The sequence below is a fragment of the Streptomyces flavofungini genome (genome assembly GCF_041028215.1).
In the GTDB taxonomy this organism is placed as follows: domain Bacteria; phylum Actinomycetota; class Actinomycetes; order Streptomycetales; family Streptomycetaceae; genus Streptomyces; species Streptomyces flavofungini_B.
Genome location: NZ_JASKYR010000064.1, coordinates 1 through 17637 on the forward strand (window position 1 = coordinate 1; position 17637 = coordinate 17637).

At 70.3% G+C, this 17637-nt stretch carries 20 protein-coding genes; 11 read left to right on the plus strand and 9 right to left on the minus strand.

Annotation, left to right across the window (positions count from 1 at the left end):
- The first annotated feature begins 241 nt into the window (after positions 1-241).
- Both AB8Z36_RS07115 and AB8Z36_RS07120 read left to right on the plus strand, forming a co-directional pair.
- Positions 242-685, plus strand: a complete 444-nt coding sequence (locus AB8Z36_RS07115; protein WP_369212332.1) for an Hsp20/alpha crystallin family protein — start codon at positions 242-244, stop codon at positions 683-685.
- 98 nt (positions 686-783) lie between these two features.
- Positions 784-1248 carry a DUF2267 domain-containing protein gene (locus AB8Z36_RS07120; RefSeq protein ID WP_369212333.1) on the plus strand — a complete coding sequence of 155 codons (465 nt, stop codon included), beginning with the start codon at positions 784-786 and terminating at the stop codon, positions 1246-1248.
- 126 nt (positions 1249-1374) lie between these two features.
- Here the strand turns inward: AB8Z36_RS07120 and AB8Z36_RS07125 are convergent, their stop codons facing one another.
- Entirely contained in the window at positions 1375-1776 is a 402-nt protein-coding gene (locus AB8Z36_RS07125; RefSeq protein ID WP_369212334.1) for an STAS domain-containing protein, read from the minus strand.
- 165 nt (positions 1777-1941) lie between these two features.
- Here AB8Z36_RS07125 and AB8Z36_RS07130 point away from each other — a divergent pair, with 165 nt between their 5' ends.
- From AB8Z36_RS07130 to AB8Z36_RS07145, 4 genes are all read left to right on the plus strand, one after another.
- Positions 1942-2340 (plus strand): ATP-binding protein, encoded by a 399-nt coding sequence (locus AB8Z36_RS07130; RefSeq protein WP_369212335.1) that lies wholly within the window; start codon positions 1942-1944, stop codon positions 2338-2340.
- Positions 2341-2516: 176 nt separating this feature from the next.
- Positions 2517-2723 (plus strand): DUF6243 family protein, encoded by a 207-nt coding sequence (locus tag AB8Z36_RS07135; RefSeq protein ID WP_369212336.1) that lies wholly within the window; start codon positions 2517-2519, stop codon positions 2721-2723.
- Positions 2724-2882: 159 nt separating this feature from the next.
- Entirely contained in the window at positions 2883-3140 is a 258-nt protein-coding gene (locus AB8Z36_RS07140; RefSeq protein ID WP_369212337.1) for a hypothetical protein, read from the plus strand.
- Positions 3141-3185: 45 nt separating this feature from the next.
- Entirely contained in the window at positions 3186-4052 is an 867-nt protein-coding gene (locus AB8Z36_RS07145; RefSeq protein WP_369212338.1) for a hypothetical protein, read from the plus strand.
- Between the two features lie 41 nt (positions 4053-4093).
- Here the strand turns inward: AB8Z36_RS07145 and AB8Z36_RS07150 are convergent, their stop codons facing one another.
- The 6 genes from AB8Z36_RS07150 to AB8Z36_RS07175 all read right to left on the minus strand — a co-directional run bounded on the left by AB8Z36_RS07150 (position 4094) and on the right by AB8Z36_RS07175 (position 9421).
- Positions 4094-5734 (minus strand): adenosine deaminase family protein, encoded by a 1641-nt coding sequence (locus AB8Z36_RS07150; protein ID WP_440581871.1) that lies wholly within the window; start codon positions 5732-5734, stop codon positions 4094-4096.
- Positions 5735-5919: 185 nt separating this feature from the next.
- Entirely contained in the window at positions 5920-6588 is a 669-nt protein-coding gene (locus AB8Z36_RS07155; RefSeq protein WP_369212340.1) for a class I SAM-dependent methyltransferase, read from the minus strand.
- A gap of 165 nt (positions 6589-6753) precedes the next feature.
- Complete coding sequence (locus tag AB8Z36_RS07160; protein ID WP_369212341.1) at positions 6754-7068, minus strand: SCO5918 family protein; 315 nt, start codon at positions 7066-7068, stop codon at positions 6754-6756.
- Between the two features lie 48 nt (positions 7069-7116).
- Positions 7117-7425 (minus strand): CBS domain-containing protein, encoded by a 309-nt coding sequence (locus AB8Z36_RS07165; RefSeq protein ID WP_369212342.1) that lies wholly within the window; start codon positions 7423-7425, stop codon positions 7117-7119.
- Between the two features lie 58 nt (positions 7426-7483).
- Positions 7484-8911 carry a DEAD/DEAH box helicase gene (locus AB8Z36_RS07170; protein WP_369212343.1) on the minus strand — a complete coding sequence of 476 codons (1428 nt, stop codon included), beginning with the start codon at positions 8909-8911 and terminating at the stop codon, positions 7484-7486.
- Positions 8912-9217: 306 nt separating this feature from the next.
- Positions 9218-9421 (minus strand): cold-shock protein, encoded by a 204-nt coding sequence (locus tag AB8Z36_RS07175; RefSeq protein WP_369212344.1) that lies wholly within the window; start codon positions 9419-9421, stop codon positions 9218-9220.
- A 470-nt stretch (positions 9422-9891) separates the two neighbouring features.
- Here AB8Z36_RS07175 and AB8Z36_RS07180 point away from each other — a divergent pair, with 470 nt between their 5' ends.
- Positions 9892-10797 (plus strand): NADP-dependent oxidoreductase, encoded by a 906-nt coding sequence (locus AB8Z36_RS07180; RefSeq protein ID WP_369212345.1) that lies wholly within the window; start codon positions 9892-9894, stop codon positions 10795-10797.
- A 516-nt stretch (positions 10798-11313) separates the two neighbouring features.
- On the opposite strand, the gene AB8Z36_RS07185 is transcribed toward AB8Z36_RS07180, so the two are convergent.
- Positions 11314-12162: an alpha/beta fold hydrolase gene (locus AB8Z36_RS07185; protein ID WP_369212346.1), complete on the minus strand. Its 849-nt coding sequence runs from the start codon at positions 12160-12162 to the stop codon at positions 11314-11316.
- Positions 12163-12350: 188 nt separating this feature from the next.
- Here AB8Z36_RS07185 and AB8Z36_RS07190 point away from each other — a divergent pair, with 188 nt between their 5' ends.
- Positions 12351-13019, plus strand: a complete 669-nt coding sequence (locus tag AB8Z36_RS07190) for a TetR/AcrR family transcriptional regulator (RefSeq protein WP_369212347.1) — start codon at positions 12351-12353, stop codon at positions 13017-13019.
- Here AB8Z36_RS07190 and AB8Z36_RS07195 read toward each other — a convergent pair.
- A complete protein-coding gene (locus AB8Z36_RS07195; protein WP_369212348.1) occupies positions 13014-13511 on the minus strand; it encodes an SRPBCC family protein in 498 nt (165 codons plus the stop codon). The genes AB8Z36_RS07190 and AB8Z36_RS07195 overlap by 6 nt on opposite strands.
- A 485-nt stretch (positions 13512-13996) precedes the next feature.
- On the opposite strand from AB8Z36_RS07195, the gene AB8Z36_RS07200 reads away from it, so the two are divergent.
- From AB8Z36_RS07200 to AB8Z36_RS07210, 3 genes are all read left to right on the plus strand, one after another.
- On the plus strand, positions 13997-15181 hold the full coding sequence (locus AB8Z36_RS07200; protein ID WP_369212349.1) for an aminotransferase class I/II-fold pyridoxal phosphate-dependent enzyme: 1185 nt from the start codon (positions 13997-13999) through the stop codon (positions 15179-15181).
- Positions 15182-15229: 48 nt separating this feature from the next.
- Positions 15230-16009: an SDR family NAD(P)-dependent oxidoreductase gene (locus AB8Z36_RS07205; protein WP_369212350.1), complete on the plus strand. Its 780-nt coding sequence runs from the start codon at positions 15230-15232 to the stop codon at positions 16007-16009.
- 33 nt (positions 16010-16042) lie between these two features.
- Positions 16043-17637 (plus strand): condensation domain-containing protein (locus AB8Z36_RS07210; protein WP_369212351.1); only part of this gene is annotated, 1595 nt, incomplete at its 3' end.

Sequence of the window (17637 nt, forward strand, 5' to 3'; positions counted from 1 at the left end):
GGCCTGGGCCGTGCGGGTCATGTCCTGGAGGGCCGTGTAGGCGGCGAAGAAGGAATCCGGGGCCTGCTGACCCGACTCGGGAGCCGACTGGCCGGGGTTGGGGGGATGGGGCATGCCGTCCTCCTGGAGTGTCATCGTGGCGCTGACGTATGAGTTTGTCATCGTTACGATGACATGGTACAACCTAGTCAGCCGCAGCGCACGCGGCAGTCAAAGGCCCAGCACCTGGAGGTGTAGCGACATGCTGATGCGCACTGACCCCTTCCGCGACCTCGACCGCTTCGCCCAGCAGCTCTTCGCCCAGTCGGCCGGGACGTGGTCGAAGCCCTCGCAGATGCCGATGGACGCCTACCGCGACGGCGAGGCCTACGTCATCGCCCTGGACCTGCCCGGGGTGGACCCGGACGCGATCGACATCGACGTGGAGCGCAACATGCTCACCGTCAAGGCCGAGCGCCGCCCGGCCCGCACCGGCGAAGGCACGCAGATGGAGCTGGCCGAGCGCCCCATGGGTGTCTTCTCCCGGCAGGTGATGCTGGCCGACACGCTCGACACCGAAGCCATCGACGCCACCTTCGACGCGGGTGTGCTCACTCTGCGCATCCCGATCGCCGAACGCGCCAAGCCGAGGAAGATCAGCATCAGCCCCGGCGCCTCCGCCGGCGCCAAGCGGCTCTCCGCCTGACCTCTGCCAGCGACACCCGCCGCCCGAGGGCCTGCCCGGTCGCCCTGGCCGGGCAGGCCGCCCGCGGATGCAACCCGAGCGTGAAAGGGACCCACGTCGTGTCCACCCCGACCCCGTCGCACTCCTACTCCCGCGCTTACACCGCCTTCCTGGAGCAGGTCCGCTATCAGGGCGCCTACGCCACCCTGGAACAGGCCGAACGCGTGACGACCGCCGTTCTGGCCGCACTCGGACAACAGCTCGTCGGCGACGAACGCGTCGACCTCGCGCACCAGCTGCCCGCCGAGGCGGCCCGCTCCTTCGCCCAGTCGGTTCCCCGCCCGTCGCCCCTCAGCGCGCACGCCTTCGTGAAGCGCCTCGCCGAGTCGAGAAACGCCCCCTACGCCACCACGCGGTGGGACGTCGGCTCTGTCCTTGTCGTCCTCGCCCGCACGGCGGAGCGCCCACTCCTGGACCGCGTCCTGAACCAACTGCCTTCCGGATACGCGCTGCTCTTCGGGCGGGCCGACCTCACCGCGGCTGCCCGCCGCCTGGAGACCGACCACGTCGCCGTGGCGGCCTGACATCCTTACCGGCCCCGAGGGCGGCCGTGAACCTCCCGGGGTGGAACAAGGGGTGCCCCCGGCCTGAAATGGCCGGGGGCACCCTTTTTCCTTGTCCATGACGCGACCGGCGCGCGGCCCGTTTGGTCAGTGCATGTCATCCGGCGCCGCGATCCTGTCGCTGCCGAGCAGCGCGTGCACCCGCCGCAGGCCGTCCTCGAAGGTGTCGGCCAGTTCCAGGACCTCCGTGACACCGGTGACGTCAAGGAGCCGCCACACGCCAGGGTGGTAAGGACCGGCCATCACGAACGGCCGCGCCGCGTCCCGGTGCCCGGTGTGGGCACGCAGGATCACATTGAGCTGGGTGCTGTCCGCGAAGGTGAGGGCGGCCAGGTCGAGCAGAGTTCCCCCGGTGTCGGCATCGGCGAGCGCACGGGACAGCGCGAGCGTCGCCTCGACGGTGTCTTCGAGGTCGAGTTCGTGGCGGAAGGCGACAACGGTGACCCGGCCGTGCCGGGTGACGTCGATGCTCTGTCTGTCAGAAACCATTCCCTGACCCTGCCACATGCCCGTACCGCGTCGGCCGGGGGAGGCGCTGACGGCTGCCTTGCATTCCGCTCGTCGAGTGTGGGAGCGAGCGCGTCGGGCAGGCGGAGATAACCGACGATACGAAAGCGGTGACGGGACATGTGCGGGCAACCAACGGATACCGCGGTGCGCGTTGTCGAGGCAGGGCAGGCGGCGGGAGTGCGGGAGATCAGCTGTGCCGACGCGCGGATCGCGGTCCGCGAAGCCCTGGCGGAACTCGACCGCGACCCGCCGTCGAGCGAGGTGCGGCGCCTGCGGGACGACGCGCTGCTCGTGGTCAGCGAGCTGACGGCCAACGCCCTGCTGCACGCGGGCGGCGTCACGCACTTCAGTGCGCGGCTGAACGGCGCTGAACTCGAACTGACGGTCGGCGACGGAAGCACCGACGTGCCGCGACGCCAGCCCGTCGCGCCCGGGCTCCCCGGCGGTCACGGTTGGATGGTCGTCCAGCGCCTCGGCTCGCGCGTGGACGTCGCCGTACGGCCGGACGGCAAGACGATCACTGTGGCTCTGGCGCTCCCGTGACGACTGCGGAACGCGGTGTCCGGGGGCGGCGGAAGCGGGTAATGTCGTGGGCATGTTCTTTCAGGCACTGATGTGTGAGTGAGAGCGTGATGGACCCGCTGACGTCTTCCGACGTTGTCGCGTTCCTGCCCAGTCGATGAATCCGCAGATCACTTCACGTCATTTCGGGAGAACCCATGAGCAAGAACATCAACAACCCCGTGGGCATGGGCGGCGGCCAGCGCAAGCGGCAGTCTCGCGCCGAACGGCAGAACAACGGTCCGCACCGCAACCTCGACCGCCAGAACGCCGCGGACCAGAAGGCGGAACTGCTGCGCAAGATGCGCGCCAAGGCGGGCGCGGCCGAAGACGGCGGGCAGGGAAACGACACCGCACAGGCCTGAGCACCGCCACCTCTTCTCTTGTGCTGAGCGGGTCCGTAACCTCTATGCCGACCGTCTAAGTCTCTCTGCATGGGCTGAGGCCACGTGGACACTGCGAGTCTGCTTCTGATCGGCGCAGCAGGCGGAGCGGTGCGTGGAATCGTGCACGCGTACGACTGCATGACCGAATGGCTCTTGCGCCGACGGGAGTTCCGGCTCGCCGAACACTCCGAGGAAGCGGACCCGCCTCCTCCTTTCAGCGCGTTCTACGACCTCGCGGGCGAGAGCATCGCCGCCGTGGTGCACATGGTGATGGGGGCGGGGGTGGCGGTGCTCATGACGGCCTGGGGACAGGTCACCGGGGGCTTCGCCGCGTTCGCCGTCGGGGTGTCGGCGGACGCAGAGCACCCCACCACCGGCCGCCGAGCCTCCTCATGAGCAGAGTGCCCCTCAACGGCCCGCCACCGGCCCGAGGCGCGCCCCATGACCCGGCCCACGCTGCTCCGCAGGGCCGCCGCGGCCACGATCGGAGTCGACGCCCCGTCAAGCCGGTTGCGCGGCAAGCCCCTTGGGCGCGGTCACACCTTGTTCCGTAGGGCCGCCGCCGCGACCATCGGCGTCCGGGCGTATCGCGCACCCTCAGCAGCGGAGGCCGGGGCGTCAGCTCAGGGCGTCGGAGCGGAAGGTGCCGGTGACGGCCCGCGATCCGAGCTCACGCTGGTGACCTTCGCCCCGCTGGCCCTCGGCGAACCGGGGGAGCACCGGGACGGGGAACGGCCGCCGCGCGGTGGCCGCGTCCGGCACGGAGGCCGCGCCCCGCGCCGCGTACTCGTCCTGGCCACGGCGGCCGCCGTGGCGGCCACCGCCCTGGGCGCCTACGTCTTCTACGAGGACATCCCAGGGAGGTCGCGAGACCCGGCGCCCACCGCGCCACCCGTGGCCTCGGCGACCACGGTCCCGACGGAACCGGCGACGCCGACGTCCTCGCCCCAGCGGACGGGCGCGCTGCCCGAGCCCTTCCTCGGCACCTGGGAGAGCGAGATCGAGGACCGCGTCGGCCGCCACACCCGGTGGATGGTGATCCGGCAGGGCGACGTGGGCGACCCCGTGGCGACCCTGACGGCGGTCGGACCGACGAAGGACGGCGGCGCATACCGGTGTGTCTTCGAGGCGCCACTGGAATCCGTCGAGTCGGGCGCCCTTCGACTGGGAAGTTCGGCGGTGCGCTCAGGCAAGCCTCAGTCGGCGTGCGCCCCCGGCAGACCCTCGACGCTGACTCTGCTGGACGAGGGAACGCTGCGACGCCTCGTCGGCGACGGCGGTACCGAGATGACGTACACCCGCCAGTGACGACCCTCGCCAGTCACCACGCGCGCACCCTGCAATCACCCCTATTGCGCGGGCATCCAGCGGGCTTCGAAGCGGTCGAAGGCCGCCTCCTGGCGCCACTGCACGGCCGCCTTCGGACTGGCGGCGAGGAGATCCGCGCAGGGGGTCGAAAGCGCGGAGGCACCGGGCTCGTCGCGCAGGCACGGCTCGGCGCGTTCGTAGTCCTGGGAGGCGGCACGGCCGCGCCACAGGCTGCGTCCGGGCAGGAAGGCGTACTCCAGCGAAGCGCGGGCGAGGTCCTTCAGCTCCGTGTACGACAGGTCGTAGGTGCGGGCCGCGTACCGGTACTCGTGGCCGATGTCGGTACGTGAGATGCCGGGGTCGTCGGTGGCGAGCACGAGGGGCACACCATGCTCACGGTAGGCGCGGAAGGGGTGGTCCTCGCCGGAGACGCCGAGGATCTGGGCGTTGCTGGTGAACGGCACCTCCACCGCCACCTGCCGCTTCGCCATGGTGCGGGCCAGGTCCTGCCAGTCGTCCTCGTGCACCAGGTCGACGCCGTGGCCGATCCGCTCGGCGTGTCCGGTACGCACGGCCTCGTTGATGTGGAAGGTCAGGTCCTCGGGCTTGACAAGGCCTGGCCACAGTTCCCCGGCGTGCAAGGTGATGTGGGCGTCGGGGTACTGCTGGTGGAGGTAGTCCAGCATGCGCATCTGGAGCCGGTAGTGGCGCAGAGCACTCTCGCCGTCCTCGGGCTGCACGAGGTTGATGGCGACGAAGCGCGCATCCTTCTCGGCCAGCGCAAGGCCCAGCGCCATCTGCGTGAAGACCCGCTCGGGCGAACCGCCGCGGGAGACCTGGGAGATCCACCGCACCGGCACGTCGCAGCCGGGGGAGGGGGCCTTGGTGGCGCAACGTCCCGCTGCCCTGCGGTCGGCGTCGGCCTTGTCGGCCTCACGGCGCGCCTCGGCGACCACGCGGTTCAGTCCGCCCTTGGCGCGCAGTGCGTCGTGCAGGCGTTCCAGGTTGGAATTCCAGCCGACCTTGTCGGCCAGCTCCCTCGCGGCCCCCGACGCGGGGGTGACCATGGTCTCCAGGTAGAACTGGTTCTGCTTCGCCGCGCTGTCAGCGACTTCGGCGAGGATCTCGCCGGTGTGGCGCCAGGTCACCTCGCCGAACTTGGCGAAGGCGGCGAAGAAGTGGTCGTGCCCGGATTCGCCCGCCGGGAAGTCCTGCATGGACCAGGCCCGCAGCAGGGACCGGTGGAAGGCTGCGTCCTTCCGCGCGTCGGCGGCCGGGCGCTGTCCCTTGCCGCACGGCCCCTGGACGGCCGTCATCGTCTCCTCGACGATGCACAGTTTGTCCCGCCCGGCGAGCTTGATCAGATACTCCGTCGAGACGGCCCCCGAGAGATGGTTGTGCAGGTCCGCGCCCTTGGGAAGAGCACGGAAGAAGGCGGCGAAGGCCGCGGAGTCACGGGGGAGACCGCGCAGGCGAGCATCGGTTCGCTGCTCGCCCGCGCTGAGCGCCCGCGGTGCGGGAAGGGGACGTGCGCCGGTGGGATGTGCGTCGGTGGGATGTGCGGAGGCGGCATCGACCGCGGCGGCGGGCAGTACGGCCAGCGACGACAGGGCGGCCAGGGCCGCGGCGCCGATCGGCACGCGGACTCGGTGCGGGCGCGCGCCCGCGAGGAAACGGAAGATCACCCGCGCATCGTCACAGCGGCGCACACCAGACCATAGGGTCCACACCGAGGCCCGCGGCAAACCATCCAATCGGGTGGCGGGCCGGGGCGGGGCGGTCGCCGGGCCGTGCGCCTGGGCCGCCCTCGGCGTGCTGCGGAGTGGGGCACGCGCTCAGGCCGCCCGTGGCGGGCCGCGGAGGTGGTTCAGCGTCGAGCGCGCCGGGCCAGCAGAACCGAGTCCTCGGCTTCGACCGGTCCGCTGTCCCGCTGCAAGGTGCGGGTACGCTGCTCCACGGTGACGGGCTCGAAGTCGTCCGGCAGAGCGGGAAGGAGTTCCGCGGCCAGGAACATCGCCTTGCGGTGGCTCTCGGACAGCCGCGTGAATTCGTGGGACGGCGCGTGGCCGACGACCAGGAGCAGTCCGCCGGGCGCGACGGCGGTGGCGAGGCGGCGGGTCACCTCGACCATTCCGCCGTCGGGTGCGTGCAGATAGTGGCTGGTGACCAGGTCGTACGAGCGGCCGCCGGAGTCGAAGGTCCGGGCATCCACCTGCCACCAGTCGACGTGATCGGCGACACCGGCCTCCTCCGTGTGCCGGGCGGCGCGAGCCAGGCCCTCGGCCGAGAAGTCCGCGCCCGTCACGTGCCAGCCGCGACCGGCCAGCCAGACGACGTCCCCGCCCTCCCCGCAGCCGACGTCGAGCGCGGTACCCGGACGGAGTTCACTGGCGGCCGCGACCAACTGGGGGTTGGCGGCGCCGCTCCAGAACCGTTCCTGTCCGGCGTACCGCTCGTCCCACCCCGCGGGCTCGAACATCGCGGCAGCCGCCTGCTCGTCCTGCGTGCCGCTCCGGCCGTGCGCGTCCCCTGCCATGGGCTGCCTCCTGTCGCTCACGGTGCGGTGCCGCACCGATGCTCATCCGACCCTCCGCGATGCGCGGGGTGTGCCGTCGATGGTGCACGGACCTGGGCCGAACGGCATAAGGATTTGCTGGAACGGCAAAGGTGTGGCCTCTTCGGCCCGGCAGGGGACCCAGCTTCAGCCCCGCAAGGGGGAACCCAGCATCGCTGAGGCCATCTGGAGCGCGCTGGCAGGGTCCGAGGGCATCGTGGCGGCAACAGGGGCGCTGCGGCAGGTGAAGCCGAGCTGTGCCATGGCCCGAAGAACCTCTCCGGCGCTGAAGTCGCGGCGGTCCTGACGCGTGATGACCGCCCCGACCTGCTTGACGGGGTAGTGACGGCGCCCAATAATCACGGACGGCCCGGTGAGGGGCTCGGGCTTGACGCCCTTCATCGAGTCGAGCACGGTGCTCTTGGTCAGGTCGAACGGAAAGCGGGCGATGACGCAGCGCATGGGACCTCGCAGGAGAAGGGGCAGTTCGGGCCGACCGCGGTGGACGGTTCAGTGACCTTGGCCGCAGCTGTCGGTGACGTCCCGCAGACGGACGCGGTCCGTGTAACCGGCGCTGTCGCGGACCGCGGTGAGCCGGGCCCGGGTGACCAGGCCGGTGCGTCGGCCGTCATCGTCACAGACGAGCAGGTGACCGACACGGGCGCTGCTCATGACGCAGAGGGCGACCTCGACGGTCATGTCCTTCCAGACCCGTGGTCCTGGTTCGCCGACGGCGTCAGCCGCGGTCTCGGCTCCGGTCTTCGTCTCGTGATCGCTGACGGGGTCCGTCGGGCGGGAATGCGTCTTGGTCAGGGTCAACGCTGCCTCCTGTTGCGGGACTTCGGGTGGAGAGCGCCATGAAGTGGCGGCGGGGGTTCTATGCCGATGCCCTGAGCCCGGTCCCGGGTGCGGGGGCGCGTCGCGCCGACGAGGCGGGGCGGCGACGGCCGCCGCGCGACGATCCGGCCCGCTTGGGGCGCTCCGTCACCGGCGCGGTGACAACGACCGGGATGCCCGAGGGCGTCCGGGCGCCGGTGATGCGGTGCAGTTCCTGCTCGCCGGATCGGACCTGTGTGATCTGCGGGCGGATTCCGGCATCCGACATGAGGCGGACCATGCCGCGGCGTTGGTTCGGGGTGACCAGGGTGACGACGCTCCCCGATTCACCGGCCCGTGCGGTGCGGCCACCGCGGTGGAGATAGTCCTTGGGGTCGCTCGGAGGATCGACATTGACCACGAGGCCGAGGTCGTCGACGTGGATGCCTCGGGCGGCCACGTTGGTGGCGACGAGCACGGAGATGTGCCCGGTCTTGAACCAGGCCAGGGTGCGGGTGCGCTGGGGCTGGGATTTGCCGCCGTGCAGCGCCGCGGCCCGTACCCCGCTTCCGAGCAGTTCCTCGGTCAGCCTGTCGACCGCGTGCTTCGTGTCCAAGAACATGATCACGCGGCCGTCGCGCGAGGCGATCGCAGCCGTCGTCGCGTGCTTGTCGGCGCTCTGGACGTGCAGGACGTGGTGCTCCATCGTCGAGACGGCACCGGCCGACGGGTCGACCGAGTGGACCACCGGATCGGCCAGATAGCGGCGCACCAGGAGGTCGACATTGCGGTCGAGCGTGGCCGAGAAGAGCATGCGCTGGCCCCCGGGCCTTACCTGGTCCAGGAGATCGGTGACCTGCGGCATGAACCCCATGTCGGTCATCTGGTCGGCTTCGTCGAGGACGGTGACGTCGACCTGGTCGAGTCGGCAGTCACCGCGTTGCACGAGGTCCTTGAGCCGGCCCGGGGTGGCGACGACGATCTCTGCGCCGCCCCGCAGCGTGGTGACCTGCCTGCCGATCGACACCCCGCCCACGACCGTGGCCAGGCGGAGTCGGACGGAGCGGGCGTACGGCGCGAGCGCGTCGGTCACCTGCTGGGCGAGTTCACGGGTGGGTACGAGGACCAGCCCCAGTGGCTGACGGGCCTCGGCACGCTGCCCGGCGGTTCGGGAGAGCAGCGCGAGGCCGAAGGCCAGGGTCTTGCCGGAGCCGGTGCGCCCCCGGCCGAGGACGTCCCGGCCCGCGAGGGAGTTCGGCAGTGTCGCCCCCTGGATCGGGAAGGGCACAGCCACGCCCTGGCGGGTGAGTTCGGCCAGCAGCGGTGCGGGCATGGCGAGGTCGGTGAAGCGCCCCACGGCCGGAAGGGCCGGGGTGATGGTCACGGGGAGAGCGAACTCTCCCTGGGGGGCGGCCGGGCGTCGGCTGTGCCCACCGGACCGTGCCGGCCGGCTGCGTGCGAAACGGTCGTTCGTGTGTGTGCGGTGCATGCGGAAACCTTCCTTGATACGGCACATATCAAGGATTGCCTCCGGAGAAATTGGCGCGGAGGAGTACAAGACATGGACCGACTGAAATGCAAAAAGACAGGCTGGCCGACGCGCATTAACGCGGATCTGGCGCTACGCAGGTGGCGCTCGTGGGAAGCCTGGTGAGAGAATTCGGGGTGCGGAAGAAGGCGCTGTCCCGAGCCCTGGATAGGGCGGCCCCGCAGAGGAAATCGTTGCGAGGAAAAGCGAGCAGCTGGGGCCCGCACCCCGAAGGATGCGGGCCCCAGCTGCAAGTGTGCGTGAGAATCAGGCGGGAACGATGTTCTCCGCCGTGGGGCCCTTCTGGCCCTGGGCGATGTCGAACGTCACCTTCTGGCCTTCGAGCAGCTCGCGGAAACCCTGCGCGGCGATGTTCGAGTAGTGGGCGAAGACGTCGGCTCCGCCGCCCTCCTGCTCGATGAAGCCGAAACCCTTTTCCGCGTTGAACCACTTCACGGTGCCAGTAGCCATGTCGTATCTCCTTTGGGGCAGTACATCGGGATCCACGCTGTGCGGAAACCGTGTCGCCGCGATGATCACCCCGCCGGGAAAAACCCAGTCATACAAGAGCGCCGAGACCAGATTTTTCGGTCGGGTCGCCATGAGTTTCGGGAACCACAACTGCAACTGAGACCGACAGTAGCACGGCGCAAGGGCCGGTGTAGGGCGAATAATGGCTCCCCGCCCCGAGCCGCCAAAACCCTCACCGCGAGATTCTTGAAATCCTCATCCCGCGGTCACACATATTGATTGTGCAGGGCGGCGAAATGGAAAACAGGCCCCCCTGGCGCCGACCGCTCCTCCCCGTGAGTCAGCCGGACTTGCACCTGACGTCAACGTGAGGTTTTAGCGTAGGAGCCGTCGGCGCTCGCCGCACAGTCAAGCCCCTCTGATCGCACACGTACGTCCCGGTGCGGGGCCGTACGGAAAGGCAGAACGTCATGCGCGCAGTCCGCTTCCACGAGTACGGCGGTGTCGAGACCCTGGTGGTCGAGCAGGTCCCGGAGCCGCGTCCCGGACCCGGTGAGATCCGCGTCCGTGTCGCCGCGGCCGGGGTCAATCCCATCGACTGGAAGGTGCGGTCCGGGGCGTTGCGCGAGGTGCTCCCCGTGGACCTGCCCGCCGTCCCCGGGCGTGAGGTCGTCGGCCAGGTCGATGGGATCGGCGCGGATGTGCGGGGGGTGAGCGTCGGCGACCGGGTCTTCGGTCTGGGCGGCGTCACCGGCGCGACGGCGGAGCTGGCCGTCCTCTCGGCCTGGGCACCCGCGCCCGCCACATGGAGCGATGAGGCGGCGGCCGGAGCCGCCCTGGCGTCCGTGACGGCGATGGGCGGGCTGCGGGCGCTCGGGCCGCTGAGCGGGCGCACCCTCCTCATCGAAGGCGCCGCCGGAGGCGTGGGCAGCGCCGCGGTCGAGATCGCGGTGGCCCAGGGCGCCACCGTGATCGGGACGGCCAGCGAACGCAACCACGACTTCCTCACCTCCCTGGGAGCCGTTCCCACCACCTACGGCACCGGCCTCGCGCGGCGTCTCGCCGCCCTGGCTCCCGACGGTGTCGACATCGCGCTCGACACGGCGGCCTCCGGTTCCCTGGCCGACCTCGTCGCCATCGTGGGCGACCCCGCTCGCGTGTCGACGGTCGCCGACCACGCCAACGCCCCCGCTCTGGGCGTGCACTTGGTCAACGCGGAGAACGATTCCACTCTCCTCGCCGCCGCCGGGGAACTCGGCCGTCAGGGCCGCTACACACCCCGCGTCGAGCGGACCTACCCGCTCGACCGGATCGCGGAAGCGCACACATACGCGGAGCGCGGACACACCCGGGGGAAGATCGTGGTCTGCGTCTGAACCGTCCGGGCTCGGCCTGCCCATCGGTGCTGCGACGTACCTTCACGCTGTGGGGGGGGGTATCCGCGCCGTCCATGGCCATTAGGTATACGTAAATCGGTCGGCCGGGGTAGGCGCGGTCAGCGTCCCGCAAGTAGGTTCCGTGCCATCGGCTGGTTGAACGTGCATCTGTTGAATCCCTCGTCAGCGGCTGCCGCCCGACCGGCTGGTGCTGTGTCCCCCTCGGCACCGACCATCAACTCGCCCTTTGAGACAACACCGGCCCTCGACCACTCACCCCTCGACACCAACCCCTATATACCCACTGAAAGTTGTGCGGCGCGGGTGGAGCCGCACCAGGCGTACAGACGCGACACCGCCAGCCCTACGAGAGGGGTCTGACCCCATACATGCCGAACATGCCGAGCGGGCAATGCCTGTCCCAGCGGCCCGCCCGATCGGCGGTCGCCGCCCGGCCTTGTCACCCACCCATGCCGGAGGCCACGACCCGGCTCCCGCATGGGCGATCTCGTCGGCTCATTGCGGGGCGGTGAAGGCGTCGGGCCGGGCCGTGGACAGAAGTGCGTGGCCGCGTTCGACGATCCGGACGAAGGCGGACGGGTCGCTGATGGATATGTCGTGCGTCCCCGGTACGTGGAACAGCCGGGCGTATCCGCCGTCGGCGCGGACCGCGCCGAGGAACTGCCGCTCGTGAGCGCGGAAGAGCCGGTCGCCGCGGGCGTTGACGAAGAGCACCGGCAGCTCGCAGCGCTTGGCCAGGATGAGGAAGTCGCGCCGTGTCAGGTCCTCGACGACCTGGACGAAAGCGTGCATGGCGAGTCCGCCGGACAGCACGGCCCGGTAGCTCTCGGGCGGCAGCCTGCGCCGCAGCACCCGGTCGTTCAGGCGGGCGGCGCGCTCCGGGCCGAGACGCCGGATCGCGCGGGCGGCGGCGCGGTAGACCAGGCCGGTCAGCCGGTTGGGCCGGGCGGTGGAGCCCTGGGCCACGATGGCGGCGGCCCGGTCGGGGTGGGCGGCCCCGTAGGCCAGGGCGACGTATCCGCCGAGGGAGGCGCCGACCACCAGGGGGCGGCGGCCGGTGGCCCGCGTGGCCTCGTCCACGGCATGGTCTACCTGCGCGACCGCCTCCTCCATGCTGAAGGCTCGCTCGCGCAGGGTTCCGTGCGCCGGGAGATCCGGAGCGGTGACGCGGAAGCGCGGGGCCAACTGCCGGGCGTGCGGGTCCCACATCCGGGCGGCGACCCGGATGCCGTGGACCAGCACCAAGGGGATGCCCGAGGCGGGCCCTGAGGTCCAGATGCCGGGTCGGCCGGGTGCTGGAGTCAGGTCGGCGTCCGGGTCGTGTTCCGGTGGGTCAGTACGCATGGGAACCCCTTGCGAGGTGAGGTGGGTCAGCGAACAGCGCCCAACCGCGAGCGGACGACACCTCGCGACGAACGGGCGGCACAATCAAACGCAACGGTGCGTTGCACAGTAGGCGAGAAGCCGTGCTTGTGCAACGCACCGTTGCGTTCTTGTAGGCTGGCCCCTGTACGAGTCGAGGAGGGCTCCCCGTGCGAGAGGGGACCTCCGTGCGGGGCGGCGGCCGCCGCGTCAGGGAGAGGCGGGACGCAGCCATGGTCAAGCGGGACGTCGAGGCCGGGGGGCCGCGCCGGAAGGCCGAGATCTTCACTGCCGCCCTGGACCTGCTGGGCGCTCTGGGCTACGACGCCCTGACGATCGAAGGCGTGGCCCAGCGTTCCGGGGTCAACAAGACCACGCTCTACCGCTGGTGGTCCTCGAAGGCCGAGCTGCTGCGCGACGCGCTGGTGCACGCCCATCTCCTGAGCTTCGAGCCCGCCGACACCGGCAGCCTGCACGGTGATCTGACCGCACTCGCCGAGCAGGTGCTGAGCCTGCTGGACGACGAACACCGGCGGGCGGTCATCGAGGCCGCGCTGGTGGGGGCGGTGCGGCATCAGGCGATGCGCGAACTCGTCGTCTCCTTCCTCGACGACCGGCTCGGCCGCCATCAGCCGATCTTCGAGCGCGCGGTGGCCCGCGGAGAGCTGGCGCCCGACGCCGACCCCGCGCCGCTTGTGGACGCCATCGCCGGTGCGCTGTGGCTGCGCATCCTGGTCCGCAGGGGTGAGGTCACCGAGACCTACACCCGCGACCTCATCGGGCTGCTCATGCGGGGGTTCCCGCGGGGCGTGCATTCCGCCGCAGCTCCCGCCTCATGACCCGTAGCGCACCCGCGGGGTGCCGACCTGGCGCTCCACGGCGCGCTTGAGCCGGAACAGGGTGGTTCGCATGCCCGCGCGGTTGCGTGCGGCACGCTGATGCGCGGGGGTGCCTGTGAAGACCAGGCCCAGCACTTCGGTGAGGCGGGCGCCGCGGCCCGTGCGCAGGTCCCGCCAGGTCTCGGTGACCCGGGTGCCTTCTTCCTCGGGGGAGAGGTGGTAGCCCCAACGCGCCACCGGCAGGCCGAAGATGCTCACGTCGAAGGTGAACTGCTTCGCCGGTTCGGCGTGCACGACGCGGCACCAGGTGAACCAGAAGAAGGGACCCCTGCGGTTCAGTCCGATGAAGCTGCGGCCGACAGCGGGGCCGCCTCTCGGGCCCAGGACCTTCCTGCATTCCGGACTGAAGCGTGCCATGGCCCGCGCGTCGGAGACGACTTCGTAGAGCGCGTCCGGCGGGGCTTTCACCAGAATGTCCTGATCGAGCTCCATCTGACGCTGCATCATTCTCTCTTTCGGTCTGGACTTGAAGGCGTGTTCGGTCCACGGGGGAATGCCCGGGGGGCTCGGCGCCGGGGTGAAGCTAGCCCTTCTTGAGCCGTAAACGCAACATCTCACCGGTGGTTGCCGTGTGCCGCTACAACGCCCCTGCACAGCGGCCCAGTTCACATGTTCTTCACTTGACGCCCCCGGGGCGCCCACCTAGTCTAAAACGAGTCGGATCGTTCTGAACGAGGGGAAGCGATCCTTCCACCTGCGGAAAGTGCCGCAGCATGCTCATCGCCTCACCTGCTTCGTCCTCCGTGCGCACGGCGCCGGACCGTGACGTCGCGGGTTCCCGTCCCATGCCGCCCGTCAGGCGAATGGGAGTCCATGGCCCTGCCCGCATTTCTCGGCGGAGTGCTCCGGAGTTTTGTGCTCCGCATTCCGTTCCTGAGTACATCCATGCCACTTTCAAGACGTCAAAGGGATGAATTGTGAGCGTCATCGACAAGTGCACCACCTTTAATCGGCCCCGTGAACTCAAAGCCGCCGGCCTCTACCCCTACTTCCTCAACTTCGACGGCCGCGAAGCGGGAACCGCGCGTATGACGGACGGCCGCGAGGTCATCATGTGCGGATCGAACGACTACCTGGGCCTGTCGACCGACATCCGGGTGATCAACGCCGCGGCCCAGGCCGCGGAGCGCTACGGAGCGGGCTGCACCGGCTCCCGGTTCCTCAACGGCAACCTGGAGCTGCACGACCAGCTGGAGCGCCAACTCGCCCAGTTCTTCGGCAAGCCCGCTGCCCTCGTCCTGACCACGGGCTACCAGGCCAACCTCGCCGCCATCTGCGGACTGTGCGGACCCGGCGACATCGTTTTCCTGGACAAGGAGGCCCACGCCTCCCTCATCGACGCCACACGGATGAGCCGCGCGAAGGTCCAGTGGTTCGCGCACAACGACACCACCGAACTGGCGGCCAAGCTGGCACGGGTCGCCGAGACGAGCAACTGCCTGGTCGTCGTCGACGGTGTCTACAGCATGGAGGGCGACCTGTGCCCCCTGCCCGAACTCGTCGAGGTGTGCGACCGGTACGGAGCCACCCTCCTGGTGGACGACGCACACGGCGGCGGCGTGCTGGACAAGGGGCGCGGCACCGCCTCCCAGTTCGGTCTCACCGACAGCGTGCCGCTGATCACCCTCACCTTCTCCAAGGCGTTCGGCTCCATCGGCGGCGCCATCCTCGGCGACGAGGACGTGATCGACTACCTCCGGCACACCGCCCGCAGCCTGATGTTCTCCGCCAGCGCCAGCCCCGCCAACACCGCCGCCGCCCTGGAATCCCTGCGCATCCTCCAGGCCGAGCCCTGGCGGTGCAGCGCCGTCGCCGACAACGCCGACTTCATGCGCCGCGAACTGGCCGCCCTGGGCTATGAGGTGGGCGCGAGCCAGACACCGATCGTGCCCGTGGACACCGGCGACGACATCAGCACCCTGCTCGCCTGGAACCTCCTCATCGAACAGGGGGTGTACGTCAACGCCGTGCTGCCGCCCGCCGCCTCACCCCGGCTGCGCACCAGCTACACCGCCGTACAGACCCAGGACCAGCTCCAGCGGGCGCTCGACGGCTTCCGTGCCGTACGCGACCAGATACTCCGTGCCCCCAGCCGCGTCTGACCACCCATCCGCGTCTGACCACTCGCCCACCGGAGCTGACACCCGCTCATGCCCACAGCACTCATCACGGGAGCGACGACCGGTCTCGGCAGGTCGTTCGCCCAGGTCCTCGCGGAGCAGGGCCACGACCTGGTGCTCGTCGCGCGCTCGGAGAGCGACCTCAAGGAACGCGCCGACCTGCTCCGAACCGGCTTCGGCGTCCGCGCGGAAGTCCTGCCCGCCGACCTCACCACCGACGAGGGCTGCGCGCGCGTCACCGCCCGCCTCGTCGCGGAGCCGGTCGTCGAGCTGCTCGTCAACAACGCGGGCATCGGCTACGACCAGCCCTTCCCGCGGACCGGCGTGCGGGCCGAGGAACGGCTCCTCGACCTCAACGTACGGGCCGTCCTGCGGCTCACCGACGCCGCGCTCGGCGCGATGACGGCACGACGCTCAGGCGCGGTCATCAACGTCGCCAGCATCGCGGGACTCGGTCCGGCCTGGCTGGGCTCCACCTACCCGGCCAGCAAGGCGTGGGTCATCGGCTTCACCGAGTCACTGGCCCTCTCCCAGCAGGTACGCGCCCGCGGTGTGCGGATGCTGGCGCTCCTGCCCGGCTACACCAGGACCGAGTTCCACCAGCGGGCCAACATCCCCGCCACCTTCCCGCCCGCCTGGCTGTGGCTCCACCCCGACGACGTCGTCCGCGCGGCCCTGCGCGACCTGCGCGGGAACAAGGTGCTGAGCACCCCGAGCCTTCGCTACAAGATCGCCGCCTGGGGGCTGCGCCACCTGCCCCGGCCGCTGTCACGAAAGTTCGCCTGGGACCTCAGCAGCACCGGTCACTGAACACTTACGGCAACCCCCACCTGGAGACAGACCATGACGGGACCGGCGACCACACCGGCCACGGCTGCACAGGCCAAACTCTTCACCCACCACCGGCTGTTCCCGGCCGACGCCTCCTTCAACCTGACCGCGCTCTACCGCGTCACAGGGCGCCCCGACGCACGGCGGCTGCAAGCCGCGCTCGACCGCGTCGCCCGCGGCATCCGCGCCCTCAACACCGTGTTCGAGTCCCGCGACGGCGTCGTGTGCGCCGTGTACCGCGAACCCGACGAAGACCGTGACTCCCTCGTGCCGCTCACCGTCCTGCCGGGCGACGCCGAAGAGTTCCTCGCCCGCGACCTCGCCGAGCGCAGCGACGAGCCGATCCCGCCCGGCGAGCGCCAGTACGACTTCCGCGTCTACCAGGACGACGAGGCGGTGTATGTCACCGTCGTCTTCTCCCACCTGGTCAACGACGGCTACAGCTACTACAACTTCGTCGCCGAGCTGGAGCGCGTCTACACCGACCCGCAGGCGCAGCTTTCACCCTCCACGAAGGACGACCCGGCCGCGCTCGTCCGCCCCAGCGCGCCCGGCGCCGACACCCTGGAGTTCTTCCGCACCCGCCTCACCGGGCTGACCACCCTGGGCGATGACCGCCTCCAGGGGCGCCGCGACGCCACGGGAGCGCTCCGGGGCGAGGAGCGCAGCCACGAGCTCGACGCCGCGTTGAGCGAACGGATCCGCGTCCGGGCCAGGGAACTGGGCTGCACGCCCTTCGCGTTCTTCCTCGCCGCCTACCTCATCACCTACGCCCGGGTCAGCGGCGGACGCCGGCTGGTCACCGGCATCCCGCTGGCCAACCGGCGCGGACTGCGCCAGCGCCAGGCCTTCGGCTACTTCGTCAACACCCTGCCGCTCGCGGTGGACCTCACCGCGCACCCGACCTTCGAGGACCTGTGCCGTTCGGTGCAGTCGGCCAGCGTGGGCATGCTGCGCCACCAGGGTTTCGACCTGGGAGCCCACACCCGCCAGGTCAGCCCGGGGCTCACCGGCAACCTGCTCACCTGCGACAACACCTTCACGTACTACAAGGAGGCGCTGCGCCTCCGGCTGCCGGAGTGCACGGTGACGCCCGTGCCGCTGGCACGCCGCCTGGTGAAGTACCCGCTCTCGATGAACGTCGAGGAGTGCGGAGCCACCTTCCTGCTCAACGTCGAGTGCAGCGACGAGCAGTGGCACACCGACCCGACCGCCGTGATGTGCCACGTCCTGAGCCTGGTGGCGCAGGACCCCCAGCGCCGTATCGAGGACATCCCCGCCCTGTCCCCGCAGGCGGAACGGAGACTGTTCGCCCTGGTCAACCCCGATTCCGGTGGTGCGCAGAAGGAGGTGCCCTCCTCCCTGACCGCCTGGTTCGAGCGGACCGCGCGAGAGCATCCGCTGCGTGTCGCCGTCCGCGACGGCGAGGAGGAGCTGACCTACGCCGAACTCGCCGAACGGGCCGACCGCGTCGCCGCCAGGATCGCCGCCACCGCCGCCGGGCCCCACGTCGGCATCGCCATGCGGCGCGGAGCCGACCTGATCGCCGTCATCCTCGGCACACTCAAGGCGGGCAAGGCCTACGTCCCCCTCGACCCGCACTCCCC